Below are 16280 nucleotides of genomic sequence, written 5' to 3' on the forward strand. Positions count from 1 at the left end.
GGGTCGGCGTTCGTCGCGCCGGCCCTCGTCCTTTTCGATCAGGTGATCCTGAACTCGGTTTCGAGGTTGATCTGCGTGGAAGTCGAGCCAGAGGTTTGCCGAAGCTTATAATATCGATAGGCGGTGGAATTCGACCATGTCACTTCCGTTATCAGCGCGCCGCCAAGCGTGAAGCTGCTTCCCTGCCCGGTATAGGTGCTGTCATCGTTGGAGCCTTCGAACACCCAGGTTCCATGCGAATTCGTGCCATCCTGAAGCCAATGCAGCCCGGTCAGGATCTTCCCGGTTCCGAGGTCGAACTTGATCTCCTTGGACGACTCGCCGCTTGAGAATTGAACACCGCCCGACGAGTCATCTGCGAGGCCCACCATTGATCAGGTGGTTGATGGCGCCGCCGGTGATCGACGCAGTTGTGGATATGGTGATGATCGCAGTGCGGTCGCCATACTCCCGGGTGTCTCGCGCTGCATCACCAGACGCCGCGATGCGGAATTCGATTTCCTCCAGCCACGGAATGTTCGATGTCGTGCCGGCGGTTTGGCGCAGCCGGTAATACCGGTACGCCGTACTATTGATCCCCGTGAAATCCGTTAGAATGGCCGCACCCAGGGTAAACGAACCACCGATCTGCGTGTAGGAACTGTCGTCGTTCGAGCCCTCGAACACATAGGTGCCGTGGCCGCTGCCTTGGTTTTGATACCAGCGGAAGCCGTCGATGATCTTGCCGGTTCCGAAATCGAACTTGATGACGATGTTGGTCTGGCTGGCAAAGAATGCACACGAATCCGTTGTGTTGGTTCCAAAGGCACCGTCAACCAGATTGTCGATCGTGCCTGCGATGCTTCCAGAAACCAGGGTGGTGGTGATTGACGCGGTTCGATCGCCTCTGCCACCGGTGTTGAAATATGAGGTTGGCGAACCGCCGCCACCACCACCACCCCCGCCGCCAAAGCGGCCCGATTGAACCATCATGCTCACGGGCGAGACCCGATCAGGTAGACCTTCAGCCCAGCGGCGTCCGTGCCGGCGGTATCGATGTCGATGGTGATCTCGGTATCGTCGGCCAAATCCGGGTCGGAAATCACCGCCGGAGTGGCCGCCGTTGTCGACGTCTTCTCGCTCATGTCGATCGTCAGCTTTGTCGACAGGATCGTGGTGCCGGCCTCGTTGATATCGACCGTCGGCGTCCCAGATGACGACGCCGTCGTCAGCGACGCCCGCACCGTCGATAGCGTGAAGGCGTAGGGCATGCGGAACGTGACTTTCGCCGTTCCGGTCGTGATGGCGGTCGTCTCGTCGCCAATGGCGATGATGAGAGATTCCGTTGGGTTCGATGTGCCGCCGCTGCCGCCGCCGCTGCCGAGGGACGTCCATGTCCCACCGGCATCATAGTAATAGTAGGCGTCCTCGTCGGCTGCATAGGCTTGAGCGCCAGGCAAAGGAGGGATGAAGAACCACGCGCCATTGAAGAAATTGGCAACATACTTTGCCTTGCCCGACCAGGCACCGGTCGGCGATGCGCCAAGCTGCCCGCTACCGCCACTGTCCGACCGGGCGACACCGTGGCGGTTTCGTGCGATACCGACCAGATCATCCTGCTGACGGATTGAACATGGGCATGCTCGCGGTCATCGACGCACCGGACTGGTACGAGACGATCCGCATGGCGGACGGCATCACGCTGATCCACGAGCCCTGGATCAAGCCGTTCTTCCGCTGCAATATGTGGCACGTGCGCGGCCGCGACCGCGATCTCCTGTTCGACAGTGGTCTCGGTCATTTCAGCCTGCGCACGCATGTGCCACTGGTGAGCGAGCGCAAGCTGACCTGCGTCGCCAGCCATACGCATTTCGACCACATCGGCTGCCACCATGAGTTCCCCGATCGCTGCGTGCATTCGGCGGAGGCGGCAATCCTCGCCGATCCGCGCAACGAATGGACCGCCGCCGGCACCTATGCGACCGATGACATGTTCGATCGCCAGCCGAAGGGCTGGGAAACAGCGCGCTACCGCATCCAGCCGGCGCCGGCCGACCATCTGCTCGCGCATGGCGACATCATCGATCTCGGCGACCGCGCCTTCGAAGTCGTCCACACGCCAGGCCACTCGCCGGGCGGCATTGCGCTTTACGAAAAGAAGACCGGCATCCTGCTGTCCGGCGACATCATCTATGACGGCCCGCTTATCGACGATGTCTACCACTCGGATATTCCAGACTACATGGCGACGCTGCTCGCCATGCGCGATCTGGACGTCTCGGTCGTGCATGGCGGCCATTTCCCGAGCTTCGGCAAGGTGCGCTACCGCCAGTTGATCGACGAGTATCTCGCGCGCAAGCGGCAGGCCGGCTGCCATCTGCGGCAGAGCCTTTGAGGGGCGGGTTATGGCATCAAGTCAAAATGCCGTGGAAAGGCCTGGTGCAGCAGCAGCAGCATGGTCTTGCGCACGACGTCAGTGTCGCGGCCAGCCGGGTTGAGGTGATCCCAGTACCACGCTCCGTGAACGAGGTAATTCAGGCTCTCCGACAGCGTGTCTATGTCGACGCCGGCGTAACCGCCGCCGCGCGAAATCTCGACCAGCAATTCGCGCGCTTCGGCGGTGTAGGCGAGATCGCTGGGCAGGCCGATTTCATTGTAGATCTGCATGCTCTTGCGGTCGCTGGAGAAGGCGACAAAGACCGACACCCATTTCGGATGCTGCCTGGCGAAGCGCTGCGCGCAGCCGACCGCGCCCAACAGCCGTTCGACCGGCGACAGGCCGGGGGCTCGCACCAGGTTGAGCCACAGCGCGTCATATTGATCGCTGAGATACTTAAGCACCGCCCTGAACAAGTTCTCCTTGCTGCGGAAATGAAAGACCACCAGGGCGTTGGACGAGCCGACATGCTCGGCGATGCGCTGCATGGTGACGCTCGCCAGCCCCTCCTCCGCAATGAGTTCGATGGTGGCGTCGATGATGCGCTGCACGCTGGCTTCACCGCGTTCCCGGCGACGGTCCTTGGGCGCGGCGTCATTGGCCGAAGCCCTGCCCTTGGCCCTCTCGACCGTGCCTTTTGCCGTTGCCTTGCGTTGCACTATCTTCATCCACTTCCCTTGCACCGCCTGTCAAAGCGATGGGCGCGTTCCGGCGTCTGTGTACCATTGCCCCTGCGCCGTTTCATAGGCCATCGCAGCCCGGAAGACGTCGGCATCGCTATAGGTACGACCGACGATCTGGAAGCCCGTCGGCACACCGCTCGCCGCCCGCCCCGAAGGCATGGAAAGCACCGGACAGCGGCTCAGCATGTTGAACGGCGTCGTCATCACCCAGCCCAGCGAAGGGTTCACCTCTCTGCCGTTGATCTCGACGGTTCCGGTGGTCTGATCGAACTCCGCCGGCACCGCGGGAAGCGCATTCGTCGGGCAGATCAGCACATCGTAGGTTTCCAACAGCGGACCCAGCGTCTGATACATCCGTGCCGCCACATCCAGCGTCGCGACGAAGTCGGTGGCCTTGGACTTTTGCCCGTCCTCGGCAAACCGCCTGGCATAGCTGGTCATGTCGCTGCCGTGCTCGGCGAGCAATTGCGATAGCGAAGCGCCGAAAAGATGCTCCAGATAGGCCATTCCTGCCTTGAGCACTCCGTCATCCCAGCCAAGATCGACTTCCTCGACCGTCGCCCCAAGCGAGCGGAACACATCGCACGCGGCAAGCATGTTGCCGCGGACGTCGGCATCGACCTCGAAAGAGCCCAGGTCCATCGAGAACGCAATCTTCCAGCCCTTGATTGGCTTGTAATCAAGCGGCAGGCGCAGCTTGGGGCGAAGCGTGGCGATGTCGAGCGGGCTCGGACCCGCCATGACATTCTGCAGCAGGATCGCATCCCGGACGTTCCGCGCCAGCGGCCCGGTATGGCAATAGAAATCCAGGTTGAAGGGCGGCTCGTCCGGGTTGCGCCCATAAGGCGGCTTGTAGCCGACGAGACCGCAGGCCGACGCCGGAATACGGATCGATCCGCCAATGTCGGAGCCGGTGGCGATCGACGATGTGCCCGACGCCAGCGTTGCCGCCGAACCTCCCGACGAGCCACCCGGCGTGAAGTCGGGATTCCAAGGGTTGCGGGTGACGCCCCACCGCTTCGACCAGGTATAACCGGCGCAGCTGAATTCGGGCGTCGCCGTGCGCGCATGGACGATGCCACCGGCGTTGATGATACGCTCGTTCATAGTCGAGGTGTGTCCGCTTATGGCATCCCTGGACAGCAGCGAGCCATGCGACGTCGGCTTGCCCTTGATGTAGCTCTCGTCCTTGATGCCGATCGGCAGCCCCTCGAGCGCGCCGGTCCTGGCGCCCTTGGCATATTTCGCCTCTGCCTTCGCGGCCAGCTTCATTGCCTCCTCGAAATGCGTGAAGGTGAAGCAGTTGATCGCCGATTTGGTAGCCTCGGCGCGGCGGATGGTGGCCCGCATCAGTTCGACGGGCGAGAGTTTCTTCGCCTTGAACAGCCGCAGCGCCTCGCTGGCCGGCATGTAGCAAAGGTCGAGATCGGACATCGAAAATCTCCCGCGATCACGTGATCGCACCTGGCATTGGGGATGACCGGACCGCGCATCGCGGCCCGGTGGCTTTTTTGTCGGGTTCGGCTGGTGGCGCTACTTCTGGAGGTCGGTCCAGATCTTGGTGTAAAGCGCCTGCACATCCGGTGGGCAGGCCGGCATGAACTGGCCCTTGGCGGCGAATTCGGCCGGAATATTCACCTCAGGTGCGTTCTTCATATCGTCGGGCATGAAGGCTTCCGAGCCCTTGATCCCGTTCGAATAGCGAGCGAAAGCCGAGATCATCGCGGCGTTCTTCGGGTCCATTATGAAGTTCTGGAAGAGCTTGGCATTGTCGACGTTCTTGGCGTCCTTGAGAACGGCGACATTGTCCATCCAGATCGGAAAACCTTCCTTCGGATAGCCGTAGACGATCTTGTCGTTCTGCAGCCGCTCGCGCAGCGATATGCCATTCCAGTCGACGCCGGCGGCGATGTCGCCCCTGCCCAGGCCGTCGACGGCCGCGTAGTCGAGCGAAAGCCATTTCGCCTTCGCCTCGACCAGCTTGTCACGGACCTTCTTCAGCACCTGCATGTCGTTGGTGCAGTATTTTCCGCCTTCATAAGCGATTGCGAGGAACATGATGTCCCCCATTTCGGGGACGACATTGATCTTGCCGACAAGCTCGGGCGGTGGGTCGAGGAACAGCGCAGACGTGTTCGGGTCGCCTGAATAGACCGACTTGTTCACTGAAATGCCTGTCGTGCCCCACTGCCAGGGAACGGTGTATTTGCGGCCCGGATCGAAGGGAACGTCGACCCATCGCGGATCGACATTCTTGAAATTCTCCATCGTGTTGGGATCGGTTTCCAGCAGGAGGCCTTCGCTGATCCAGATCGGCACGACGCTGGCGGAAGGCACGACGATGTCATAGCCGGAAGCGCCCTGGCGGACCTTGGCTAACGCGGTGTCGTTGGAGTCGTAGTCGGTCACGGTGACCTTGATCTTGTAGGTCTCCTCGAACTTCTTGATCAGGTCCGGACTGGTGTAGTTGCCCCAGGTGTAGATGTTGAGTTCGCCATCGGCGCGGGCGACGCCTGTTGCGGCGAACAGCGACAGCCCGACGGCCGCAGCGGTCAATTTCCAGTTCATGCGAGTTGCTCCCATTGTTGGGACCGGCGGCGTCGCCGCCTCAGGTCCATTCCTGCTGATGAACAAGCCTGAGCCTTCCGCCCCAGCAACGGGCCGAATGGCGGTCAGGAAAGTCCCCCTCTTCGCGGCCATTCACTGGCTGACGCCAGCTGACCAACTCGGTGTTCGCTTTCGAAGCTAGATTATAACTAACTATACAGTCAATATCTTTTCGACAGGCTTGGTGTTGCCCGGCAATTGCCTGAAGTTTCGACCTGGGTGAAAAAGCGAAGAGAAGGCTCCAGCCTTCAGGCGCCATGCCTGTCGGCTGGAAGGGAAACCCTATATTTAGGCGCGGGGTCCTTCCGCTTCCGCCATGGCCTCAATCGGTCCTTCAATCTCGCTTTGACAACCGGCTTCTCGTAAGCGGGAGCGGGCAGCCCGGCGAGCGCGTAATAGTCGTCAAGGATGGTGGTTTGCAGCAGGCGCTGCTCCTGTGTGAAGAAGCTGAAATGGGCGGCGACCAGATCGCCGAAAACCTTGCCTGGACGATCGAGCTTCGCCGGCAACGTCACTGACAGCCATTCCTCTTCGTCATTTCCCGGCGGAAAGAAGACTTCGCCGATGTCCAGCACTTCCGACCCGAAAAAACCGATCGCGTTGATCGAGAAGCGCCCCAACCTGACTTCCCGATCAGGGACGCGGAAATCACTAAGCCGGTTCGTCCGAACGGCCTCGATGAAGACCGGATGAAGCGCCATTGGAAAGCTTGCGTGCGCCCAAGAGTACGGACACATCGCCTGACAGGTGAGTGGCCCATCGATCAGCACCCTGGAAAAATTCTTGATCAGGGTGCTGCAGACCGCGTTGTTGATGATGAGCGGCGCATACCAGAGGGCCGAGCCTTTTTCCGCCATCGCCCGCTCCTTAAATCTGGGAAGAAAACCCTCCTCCAGAAACACCACGTCGTCGTCGAGGCGCAGATAGAGAGCGTCGGCGTCGTCACAGAAGCGGAAAAACCTGCCGATGATCTCTAGGCTGCCGTCGGCGCTCGGGAGCGTCTTGATCTTGCAGCGAGGATCGCTGGCTGCCAATTTCTGGAGATAGGCGCGGTCGGCTTCATTGCGGCAATTGTCCCACAGATGCCATTCGTCCACCTCGGGACTTTTCAGTACATGATGGCTCAGCAGGCGAAGATATTTCTCGCGGCCGGCCGGGGTCACAACAATCAGCTTCATGAGAGTCCCGCCTGCAATGGTTGCGCATCGAGCCTAGAATCGATCGAGCGGCGAATCTAGATTCGCGGTGTGTCGCAAGCACAGTACAAGACATCAGTGCTGGACGATCATTTTCTTCGGATGTTTGGCTCTTCGCTTTCATTCGGGTTTGGTGTAGGGGCTCACCATTATAGCTTTGGACTCATGAATGGACGCCGAAACCAAGTCCTTGACGAGTACCCGCCGCAATCTCGTCATCGTCAGGGCTGGAGACAATTCTCTCCATCGCGGATGGGGAGCGGATGTGTCCGAATGCGAATTCGACCTGATTGTCAGTTACTATGGAACTGATCCGTCGTCATTTCGGCAGCCGTATGAAAACAGGGTCGACTACAAGGGCGGCAAATGGGATGGCATCCATGCTCTGCTCAGCCAGCGGCCGGACCTGCTCGATCGTTACCAGTATATCTGGTTCCCCGATGATGATCTGGAGGCTGACCGGGCGACTATCGAAGCAATGTTCGCCAAAATGCGCCGACTGGATCTGCACATTGCCCAGCCGGCACTGACGCTGGACAGCTATTTTTCTCACCTACCATTTCTTCGCTGCAAGAGCTTCGAATTTCGCCTGGTCGATAAGATCGAGATCATGGCTCCCTGCCTGAGAACCGACGTCGCGGCCAAGATGCTGCCCCTTTTCAAAGAATCCATGAGCGGTTTTGGCCTCGATTCCCTATGGACGAGGCTTGCCGCGCAAAATCTGGGAAGATCGGCTGTTTTCGACGCCTTGCCCGTTCGTCATACGCGGCCGGTGGGAGTTCATCTGGCGACAGCGATGCTCAAGTCAGGCAGAACGCCTCATGACGAATATCACCAACTGGCGTCGCAATATGGATTTGGCGAGTTCTTTCCATTGTCCTATGAGGCCGTCGATCGCAAAGGCAGGCGCTGGCGATCGAAACCCATGATCGGCCTGCGTATGGTGGCCGACTATCTCTTGGACAGGAAAGCTTTTCGCCAGGTGAACCGATTGATGAAATTGTTATGGCGCCTGCTGCGCAGGCAATATTCCAAGTCGGTCGACCTGTCCCAGATAATTCTCGAGCCCTAAGGATTCGGATAGGCGAATGGACAGGAACCTGCTGGCCAAGGCCGACATCCTCATCGTCGGCGCAGGCTTTTACGGTGCGACACTCGCCGAGCGCATCGCTACGCAGCTTGGCCGGCGCGTGCTGGTGATCGACCGGCGCCGGCATATCGGCGGCAATGCCTACACCGAACCAGATCCGGTCACCGGCGTCGAGATCCATCGCTACGGGCCGCATCTGTTCCATACATCCAACGAGGTGGTCTGGAATTATCTGCGCGCCTTCACCGGTTTCACGGCCTATCGCCATCGTGCGTTCTCAACTTACCGCGACAAGGTCTATCCACTGCCGATCAACCTTGCCACGATCTGCCAGTTCTTCGGCAGGCGGCTGAGCCCCGACGAGGCGCGTGGCATGATCGCCGAGCAGGCGGCGGAACTGGGCGACCGCCAACCGGCCAATCTCGAGGAGAAGGCGATCTCCCTCGTCGGCCGCCACCTCTACGAGGCCTTCATCAAGGGCTACACCGCCAAGCAATGGCAGACGGACCCGCGCGAACTGCCGGCGCAGATCATCGCGCGCCTGCCCGTCCGTTACACGTTCGAGGACGGTTATTTCAACGACCGCTTCCAGGGGCAACCCGTGGATGGCTATACGGCGATATTCGAAAGGATGCTCGCGCACGAGCTTATCGAAACACGGCTTGGCATCGACTTCTTCGATATCAAGCCCTTGCTGCCGAAGGGCCTGCCGGTCGTCTACACCGGCCCGATCGACCGCTATTTCGACTATAGCGAGGGCGAACTCGGCTGGCGAACCATCGATATCGATCTGGAGGTCCTGAACATGCCGGACCACCAGGGTACGGCGATCATGAACTACGCGGACGAAGCCGTGCCTTATACCCGCGTCGTCGAATTCCGGCATTTCAACCCGGAGCGCCAGCACGGGAGCGACAAAACGCTCATCGGCCGCGAGTATTCCCGTTTTGCCGGCCGCACCGACGAGCCTTATTATCCGATCGACACGCGCAAGGATCAGGCGGTCTATCGCCGTTATCTCGATCGGGCGAGTGCGGAGAAAAACCTGCATCTCGGGGGACGGTTGGGGACCTACCGCTACCTCGACATGCACCAGGCGATCGGTGCCGCCCTAAAGGCCTTCGAAACCGTGCTTGAGCCCTATTTCGCCGGTCGGCTCGATTCTGTTTCGCGGTCGCCATGACGGACCGGGTCTGAAGCCGCAAATCTCTGGTTCTCAGGCCGTCGCCGCCAATTTGCCGCCGTCGGCAATCTGTTGCCTGAACCATTCGAAAGTACGCCGGATCCCCTCCTGGTAACCGGTCGTGGCTTCCCAGCCGGGAAGAACCTGCCTTGCCAGTGTCAGGTCCGGGCACCGGTTCGTGGGATCCTGCGGGACAGGCGCATGGTGTTCGATACGACTGCCGGGAACAAGCGAGCAGACGAATTTCGCGGTGTCGAGAACCGAGATTTCGCGGTTGTTGCCGATGTTCAGGGGACCACGGTGCGAGATGCTGTCGCGCCAGAAGAAGCGCTCCAACCCATCGACGATATCGTCGACATAACCCCAGCTGCGTGACTGGGAGCCGTCGCCGTAAACCGTCAGGATTCCGGTCGTCAGGGCCTGGCTGACAAAATTCGAAACGGCGCGGCCATCATCGATGCGCGTTCGCGGCCCATAGGTGTTGAACAGCCTGACGACGCGGACATCGAGCCCGCTGACGCGCTGCTGTTCGAACAGCAGCGCTTCGGTGCAGCGCTTGCCCTCGTCGTAGGAGGCCCGTGGCCCGGTGCAGTCGACGGATCCCCGGTAGCTCTCCGGCTGCGGCGAAACCAGGGGATCGCCATAGACTTCCGAGGTCGAGGCAAAACAGAAGCGGCCGCCGGGCCGCAGCAGCGACAGGAGATTGAGCGCGCCGCCTATATTGGCTTTGATCGTGCGGACCGGTTCGCGCATATACCATACGGGCGAAGCCGGTGACGCCAGATGGATGATCTCATCGAAATGCCCACTCGCCTCGAAGCTTTCGGCATCGCCAATCCGCAGGCTGAAGCGTGGATCCGAGACATGGGCTATGTTGTCGCGCAATCCGGTCCACAAATTGTCGACGACGACAAGCGTTTCCAGATCGTCGCGCCGCAGCAGGCGATCGACAAGATGCGATCCGATGAAGCCGCAGCCCCCGGAAACCAATACGCTACGCAGCATGCCCTACCACCCAGATTCGGCCGGTCAACCCGGCGCGCGGCTCGATTCCCAGAAACGAGAGAAACGGAATCCAATGTCAGATCCAAAGCGCTTCTATCAGTGCTTTTGTATATGCCGCAATTGCAACGATCAAACTTGTCTTGCGCCAGCCGGTGATCGGTCACCTCTGGGTCACGGCTGGTGCCTGCCGAGTTCGGCGATATTGGTCCGGTCAGCGTGTCTGGGCGGCCTACAGTGCCCTTTGCGGGCAAGGCATTCCGGCGGCATCACCGCAGCGTGACGCCGTCGGGACCGGCCTGGCGCTCATTTGTTCCGACTGGCGCACCAGTTCGGCGAAGACAAGCGCGAAACTTCCCAACATGACAAAGACGATGATCAGGCGTGCTACCGGCAATATGTCGGCCTCGTCCGGTTGGCGCATGTCCGCCGGCATCAGGATCCGCGGGATCGTGCACACAAATCTAACGTGCGCAGCGTCCTTTGCGTCCCGAAGGATAAGCCGGTGCTGCGGGCGCCCCACGCCACCCCATGCCGGCTAACATGATCGATCCAGCTTTACGAGACCTTAAGCGTGGCCTTAACCATCACATTCGATCGCGCCACGACATCAACCGCGACCGGCCCATGTGGCGGCACTGCCGCACGTCACTTCGTGAACTGGCGGAGGCTCTCTTTGCAGACCCGCCCGCCCCATGCTACCCCGGCGCTGGCGCGGCCAGAACCTGCCGGCGCCAATCGGTCGCGATCGGGAAGCCATGAGCACAGCCGCCAACAGCATCGCCTTCGTCTCGTCCGAGACAACAGACGCCAAGGCGGCTGTTGAAAGCCTGTCGGCGCGCTATGGCCAACGTTCGGTCGCCGAGGCGACCGTCGTGGTGGCGCTGGGAGGCGACGGCTTCCTGCTGCAGACCTTGCGCGACACGATGGGCACCGGAAAGAAAGTCTACGGCATGAACCGTGGCACCATCGGCTTCCTGATGAATGAGTACCGGTCCGGAGGGCTCACCGAGCGCATCGCGGCCGCGGTCGCCGAGACGATCCGCCCGCTGGAGATGCTGGCAACCACCTCGGATGGCGAACACGTCACGGCGCTGGCGATCAACGAAGTTGCGCTTTGGCGCCAATCCTATCAGACGGCCAAGATCCGCATCAGCGTCGATGATCAGATACGGATCGAGGAACTGAACTGCGACGGCGTCATGATCGCGACGCCTGCCGGATCGACCGCGTACAATCTTTCCGCGCACGGCCCTATCCTGCCGCTCGATGCGCCCCTTCTGGCTCTCACGCCGGTCAGCCCGTTTCGTCCGCGACGCTGGCGCGGCGCATTGCTCTCCAACAAGGCGACCGTGCGCTTCGACATTCTGGAGCCGGAAAAGCGGCCGGTGAACGCCGCCGCCGACCACACGGAGGTCAAGGCGGTGACATCGGTCACGGTGCGGGAATCGCCGACCGCCACCGCGACTTTGCTGTTCGATCCCAACCACTCCTGGAACGAACGCATCCTGGCCGAACAGTTCCGTTACTGAGCCGGCACGGAGACAAGCGGTCGGATTAAGCATCGCGATTAAGGTTACAACTTCACAATCGCACCAATCCTGCCCGTTTCTGTTGACAAATCGCGGGCTTGCGCCTAATCGCAATACCAATCTTGCAGGCGCGTGGCGCTTGCCGCGACGAATGACGTTGCGCTTCCCCGAACCAGCCAAAGACAGCAACACTTGTCCTCAGACACGACGATCGCTCAAGAAGCGTTGACCTTTTCGGACCTTGGCCTGTCGCCGAAGGTGCTTTCCGCAGTCACCGATGCCGGCTACACCCAGCCGACCCCGATCCAGGCTGGTGCGATCCCGCACGCCTTGCTCGGCAAGGACGTGCTGGGCATTGCCCAGACCGGCACCGGCAAGACCGCCTCCTTCGTGCTGCCGATGCTGACCCGGCTGGAAAAGGGCCGCGCCCGCGCCCGCATGCCGCGCACGCTGATCCTGGAGCCGACGCGTGAGCTTGCCGCGCAGGTCGAAGAAAACTTCGTCAAATACGGCAAGAACCACAAGCTCAACATCGCATTGCTGATCGGCGGCGTGTCGTTCGACGAGCAGGACAAGAAACTGGAGCGCGGCGCCGATGTGCTGATCGCGACGCCAGGCCGCCTGCTCGACCACCGCGAGCGCGGCAAATTGCTGCTCAACGGCGTCGAGATCCTGGTCATCGACGAGGCCGACCGCATGCTCGACATGGGTTTCATTCCCGATATCGAGCGTATCTGCGAGATGATCCCGTTCACTCGGCAGACGCTGTTCTTCTCGGCGACGATGCCGCCGGAGATCACCAAGCTGACGGAAAAATTCCTGCATGCGCCGGTCCGCGTCGAGGTCTCCAAGGCCGCGTCGGCGGCTACCAACATCACCCAGCGGCTGGTCAAATCGGGCTCGAAGCCTTGGGACAAGCGCGAAACGCTGCGTAACCTGATCAAGGCCGAGGACGCGGAGCTGAAGAACGCGATCATCTTCTGCAACCGCAAGATCGAGGTTTCGGAGCTGTTCCGCTCGCTGCTGAAATATGATTTCGACGCCGGTGCGCTGCATGGCGACATGGACCAGCGCGCGCGCATGCAGATGCTGGCCAATTTCCGCGACGGCAAGCTGCGCTATCTCGTCGCCTCGGATGTCGCCGCGCGCGGCCTCGACATTCCCGATGTCAGCCATGTCTTCAACTACGACGTGCCGATCCACGCCGAGGACTATGTCCACCGCATCGGCCGCACCGGCCGCGCCGGGCGCTCGGGCAAGTCCTTCACCATCGCGACCAAGTCCGACACCAAGTATATCGATGCCATCGAGCGGCTGATCGGCGCCAAGATCGAGTGGCATGACGGCGACCTGTCGACGGTGGTTGCCAGCGAAGGCGAGGACGATGCTCCGCGCCGCGGCAAAGGCGCGCCGCGCCGTGCCGGCCGCAAGGATGAGGACCGCAACGACAGGGGCGGGCGCAAGAAGGGCGGCGAGCGTCGCGGCAGGCACAGCGAGGAAGATGTCACGACCGCGGTTGCTCAACCGCAGCCCGATGTGGCCGAGACGGCCGATATTGTCGAACGGCGCGCGCGCAAGGATGCAATCCGTTCGGAAAACACGGAGCGCAAATCGTCCGACCGCAATGAGCCGCGCGCACCTGAGCGCGGTGATACCAGGCCGCAGCGCAGCAATAACCGCCCTGCCCGCCATCATCAGGAAGACAACGACACCACAGTCGGCTTCGGCGACGACATGCCGGCCTTCATGCGCATCGTCGCCAAGGTCTGATTCCAGCCAGCAAGCCGGCTACCCGGCTTGCCTCCTTTTTCGCCCTGTAGCCAAGAGCAATTCAAGGAAAAGCGCATAGCGTCCCGGAATTGCCTGGGAACGAAACATTGGGGCAGTTCAGCAATTCCATTGGACGCTGGTCCGCTCCAGGTCACATCGGCCCGGGCATCATCTTGGTCGGTTTCTCCAGCATCGGAAACTCGGCCTTGTCGCATTTCACCTTCGGGTTCGTCGGGCTGAACATGCCGTTCGGATTGTCCTCGAGCCAGGCGTGAAGATCGTAGTGGACGAACTCCCTGGGAATTAACGGATAGTGCCCCTCCATCGGGCCCATGAAGGTTTGACCAAACAGCTTGGGTGGTTCCTTGATGTCGGGGGTCAGCGGCACCAGCCACTCCACGCCGACCAATTTCAGGCCTTTCTTGGTCGGCTCGTAGATCAATACATTGGGATGCATCGGATCTAGTTTCTGGCCGACACTTGGGACGTTGACGAAATGGATGCCCATGGCGCCCTTCGGATAAACCATGGAGCCGGGTATCTTTTCTCCGCTGTAGTAGACGCAGCCGACCGTCGACAGATAGAGATCGCGGACGGCGGCGGTGTAATCCTGATATTTGGCGAGCGATTTCTTCAACGCGTCGATGTCGGCCTTGTTGGCGTCCTCGGCATGAGCCGTGGCGAGGCCTAACCATGCGCCTACAACGCTTGTCAAAGCGAGGACGCCGCAGCGCCCAAGACTGGCTGTTCTTGTCATGCATTCCTCCCAGATTTCATGATCTGGCCGTGCAAGACCGAGGCGGCAACGATGTTGATTGCGCGGCCGATTAAACCGCCCCATCCTCTCTGGAACAGCGTCGATGCTAATCCTTTCCACGGCCGCGGAAAAGAATTTATTAGATATTGCTAATTTTCTTTGACTGCTGTCACGAAACCGAGCGCCAATACACGGCTGGATGAAAAACGGCCCCATTTGGGGCCGTTTCTCGCATCGCTTGAGACGCGATTCTGCTCAGGTGAGCGGCGAAAGCTGGATCTCGACGCGTCGGTTCTGGGCCCGGCCCTCGGCCGTGGCATTCGACGCGACGGGCCTTGTCTTGCCAAATCCTGTGACGGCGAAGCGGCGTTGATCGACGCCCTGGCCGGACAGATAGTTCGCGACCGCCAGCGCACGGCGCTGCGACAGATCGAAATTGTGCTGGTCGCCACCGGTCGAATCGGTATGGCCGAAAACGTCGACCGTGGTCTGCTTGAACTTCTTCAGCACCAGCGCCACCGAATTCAGCACCTGGTAGAAGCCGGGCTTCACCGCGTCCTGGTCGGTGTTGAAGGTGATGTCGGACGGCATGTTGAGGATGATCTGATCACCGCTGCGGGTGACGCTGACGCCGGTGCCCTGGAGCTGCCGGCGCAGTTCAGCCTCGTTCTGGTCCATGGTTGCACCGATGGCGCCCCCGGCCAGCGCGCCGATGCCGGCGCCGATCAGCGCGTTGCGACGATCATTGCCGCCAGCAAGCAGACCAAGGCTGGCGCCTGCCAGGGCGCCAAGACCCGCGCCCGCGGCCGTGTTGGAAATCTTCTGGTCGCCCGTATACGGATCGGTGGTGGTGCACGCGGTCACGAGCAGAGCCGTCGCCATCGCGACGAGCACGGTCTTTTTCATAGGATGGTCCCTCTCCAAGTCACGCCTTACGACGGCGCCAAATCAGCCCTTACCGCGACTTGTACCATGAAATGCGGCGAAAAACGGAACGGGAAAAGTGGGCGTCGCGGCTTTTCCCGGGCTCTGTTGCGCAACGAAGCACCCTTGACGGGCTACCAGAGATTCTTGCCGTCAATGATCACCACTTCGACCTTGTCGAGATCGAAGTCATCGAACAGCCGCGAGTTGACGCTGATCTTCGGATTGTCGAAATCCGGCTCGCCGGTCGACCAGTCCGGTGTTTCGGTGAAGGTGCCGCAGCCGCAGCTTGCGCAAAAACCATGCTTTACGGTCTTCGAGCCCCATTGATAGAAGGAAACGTTCTTCAGCGGCGTGACGAGCTTGAACTGCGATGGGGTATAGTAGGCCCAAAGCGAGCCGCGTTTCGAACAGAACGAACAGGTGCATTGTGTCACCGTCCGCGGCGCCTCCGACACCTCGAATATCGTCGCCTTGCAGTGGCAGCTTCCTTTGATGGCCATGAACATCACCTCTCCATTGTCCTGCGCCCAAGCGGCAAGGCAGCATAAAGAAGCGATCCTGACAACCATCCGTCAGCAGACGCGTGTACCGACGGGCGTTAGCCGCGCAGCATCAAAAAGAACGCGGCGGCACGAACAGGCATATCGTCTTGCCGGCATCGAGACCGGCTTGATGAGCGCACCAGTGAAACTCGCCGTCAGGGCTGTCCTTGACGCGCTTGTCCGTCATCGGAACCACCTCGCCGGTGCCGGCGATCACGTAGCCCTCGGGTTTCTCCAGCACCTCGCCGGTATGCGCGGCACGACAGTCATAGTTGGCGCAGCAGGCGAACGGATAGCTCCAACCCTGCGGCTTTGCCGCCGTAGGCTTGGCGTCATGAGCAAAAGCAGCTGGCGCGAACATCGCGATCACGCCGATAGCGAACAGGGAAAACATAAGTCGGCCGACCGGTTGAACGGCTCGGGCCGATCTGGGCGTGGCAGCAGACATGGGACGTTCCTTTCGAGCGTCAAGCATTTCGCCTGCCCGTTCCCGGAACGTGTCTTCCCAGTGGCCGGATCGTCAGTCGCAGATATGCCGCGTCCGGCCATAAATGCTTTTTTGTCTCCCAGCGTTT

General features: G+C 60.8%; 18 protein-coding genes. 5 read left to right on the plus strand and 13 right to left on the minus strand.

The genetic code is table 11. From position 1 onward, the window contains the following. Positions 1-38: 38 nt before the first annotated feature. From FJ970_RS20965 to FJ970_RS20975, 3 genes are read right to left on the minus strand one after another with little or no spacing between them, the layout of a single operon-like run. Positions 39-368 (minus strand): hypothetical protein, encoded by a 330-nt coding sequence (locus tag FJ970_RS20965; protein ID WP_227791865.1) that lies wholly within the window; start codon positions 366-368, stop codon positions 39-41. Then, entirely contained in the window at positions 352-978 is a 627-nt protein-coding gene (locus tag FJ970_RS20970) for a hypothetical protein (RefSeq protein WP_140760169.1), read from the minus strand. Before FJ970_RS20970 ends, FJ970_RS20965 begins: the two co-directional genes overlap by 17 nt. Further along, positions 975-1607, minus strand: a complete 633-nt coding sequence (locus tag FJ970_RS20975; protein WP_140760167.1) for a DUF2793 domain-containing protein — start codon at positions 1605-1607, stop codon at positions 975-977. Before FJ970_RS20975 ends, FJ970_RS20970 begins: the two co-directional genes overlap by 4 nt. 5 nt (positions 1608-1612) lie before the next feature. Between FJ970_RS20975 and FJ970_RS20980 the strand changes: the two genes are divergently transcribed. Continuing rightward, on the plus strand, positions 1613-2374 hold the full coding sequence (locus tag FJ970_RS20980) for an MBL fold metallo-hydrolase (RefSeq protein WP_140760165.1): 762 nt from the start codon (positions 1613-1615) through the stop codon (positions 2372-2374). Between the two features lie 8 nt (positions 2375-2382). Here FJ970_RS20980 and FJ970_RS20985 read toward each other — a convergent pair whose 3' ends face one another. From FJ970_RS20985 to FJ970_RS21000, 4 genes are all read right to left on the minus strand, one after another. Next, positions 2383-3084: a TetR/AcrR family transcriptional regulator gene (locus FJ970_RS20985; protein ID WP_181178675.1), complete on the minus strand. Its 702-nt coding sequence runs from the start codon at positions 3082-3084 to the stop codon at positions 2383-2385. 21 nt (positions 3085-3105) lie between these two features. Then, a complete protein-coding gene (locus tag FJ970_RS20990; RefSeq protein WP_140760162.1) occupies positions 3106-4533 on the minus strand; it encodes an amidase in 1428 nt (475 codons plus the stop codon). Positions 4534-4632: 99 nt separating this feature from the next. Beyond that, positions 4633-5667, minus strand: a complete 1035-nt coding sequence (locus FJ970_RS20995; protein ID WP_140760159.1) for an extracellular solute-binding protein — start codon at positions 5665-5667, stop codon at positions 4633-4635. Between the two features lie 287 nt (positions 5668-5954). Next, positions 5955-6884: a hypothetical protein gene (locus tag FJ970_RS21000; protein ID WP_140760156.1), complete on the minus strand. Its 930-nt coding sequence runs from the start codon at positions 6882-6884 to the stop codon at positions 5955-5957. Between the two features lie 187 nt (positions 6885-7071). Here FJ970_RS21000 and FJ970_RS21005 point away from each other — a divergent pair, with 187 nt between their 5' ends. Both FJ970_RS21005 and glf read left to right on the plus strand, forming a co-directional pair. Further along, positions 7072-7974, plus strand: a complete 903-nt coding sequence (locus FJ970_RS21005) for a hypothetical protein (protein ID WP_140760153.1) — start codon at positions 7072-7074, stop codon at positions 7972-7974. A 16-nt stretch (positions 7975-7990) separates the two neighbouring features. Continuing rightward, on the plus strand, positions 7991-9175 hold the full coding sequence (gene glf / locus FJ970_RS21010) for a UDP-galactopyranose mutase (protein ID WP_140760150.1): 1185 nt from the start codon (positions 7991-7993) through the stop codon (positions 9173-9175). A gap of 33 nt (positions 9176-9208) precedes the next feature. Here the strand turns inward: glf and FJ970_RS21015 are convergent, their stop codons facing one another. Further along, positions 9209-10177: an NAD-dependent epimerase/dehydratase family protein gene (locus FJ970_RS21015; RefSeq protein ID WP_210243051.1), complete on the minus strand. Its 969-nt coding sequence runs from the start codon at positions 10175-10177 to the stop codon at positions 9209-9211. 232 nt (positions 10178-10409) lie between these two features. Further along, positions 10410-10613 (minus strand): hypothetical protein, encoded by a 204-nt coding sequence (locus tag FJ970_RS21020; protein ID WP_140760145.1) that lies wholly within the window; start codon positions 10611-10613, stop codon positions 10410-10412. Between the two features lie 322 nt (positions 10614-10935). Between FJ970_RS21020 and FJ970_RS21025 the strand changes: the two genes are divergently transcribed. Together FJ970_RS21025 and FJ970_RS21030 are read left to right on the plus strand one after the other, a co-directional pair. Beyond that, on the plus strand, positions 10936-11709 hold the full coding sequence (locus tag FJ970_RS21025) for an NAD kinase (RefSeq protein WP_140760143.1): 774 nt from the start codon (positions 10936-10938) through the stop codon (positions 11707-11709). Positions 11710-11901: 192 nt separating this feature from the next. Beyond that, entirely contained in the window at positions 11902-13479 is a 1578-nt protein-coding gene (locus FJ970_RS21030) for a DEAD/DEAH box helicase (RefSeq protein ID WP_181178674.1), read from the plus strand. Positions 13480-13630: 151 nt separating this feature from the next. Here FJ970_RS21030 and FJ970_RS21035 read toward each other — a convergent pair whose 3' ends face one another. From FJ970_RS21035 to FJ970_RS21050, 4 genes are all read right to left on the minus strand, one after another. Next, positions 13631-14236 (minus strand): hypothetical protein, encoded by a 606-nt coding sequence (locus tag FJ970_RS21035; protein ID WP_140760141.1) that lies wholly within the window; start codon positions 14234-14236, stop codon positions 13631-13633. A 255-nt stretch (positions 14237-14491) separates the two neighbouring features. Then, positions 14492-15142 (minus strand): OmpA family protein, encoded by a 651-nt coding sequence (locus tag FJ970_RS21040; protein ID WP_140760139.1) that lies wholly within the window; start codon positions 15140-15142, stop codon positions 14492-14494. A 152-nt stretch (positions 15143-15294) separates the two neighbouring features. Beyond that, positions 15295-15663 carry a GFA family protein gene (locus FJ970_RS21045; protein WP_140760136.1) on the minus strand — a complete coding sequence of 123 codons (369 nt, stop codon included), beginning with the start codon at positions 15661-15663 and terminating at the stop codon, positions 15295-15297. A 112-nt stretch (positions 15664-15775) separates the two neighbouring features. Next, a complete protein-coding gene (locus FJ970_RS21050) occupies positions 15776-16153 on the minus strand; it encodes a hypothetical protein (protein ID WP_140760134.1) in 378 nt (125 codons plus the stop codon). Between the last annotated feature and the right edge of the window lie 127 nt (positions 16154-16280).

This window comes from Mesorhizobium sp. B2-1-8 (assembly GCF_006442545.2).
Lineage (GTDB): Bacteria > Pseudomonadota > Alphaproteobacteria > Rhizobiales > Rhizobiaceae > Mesorhizobium.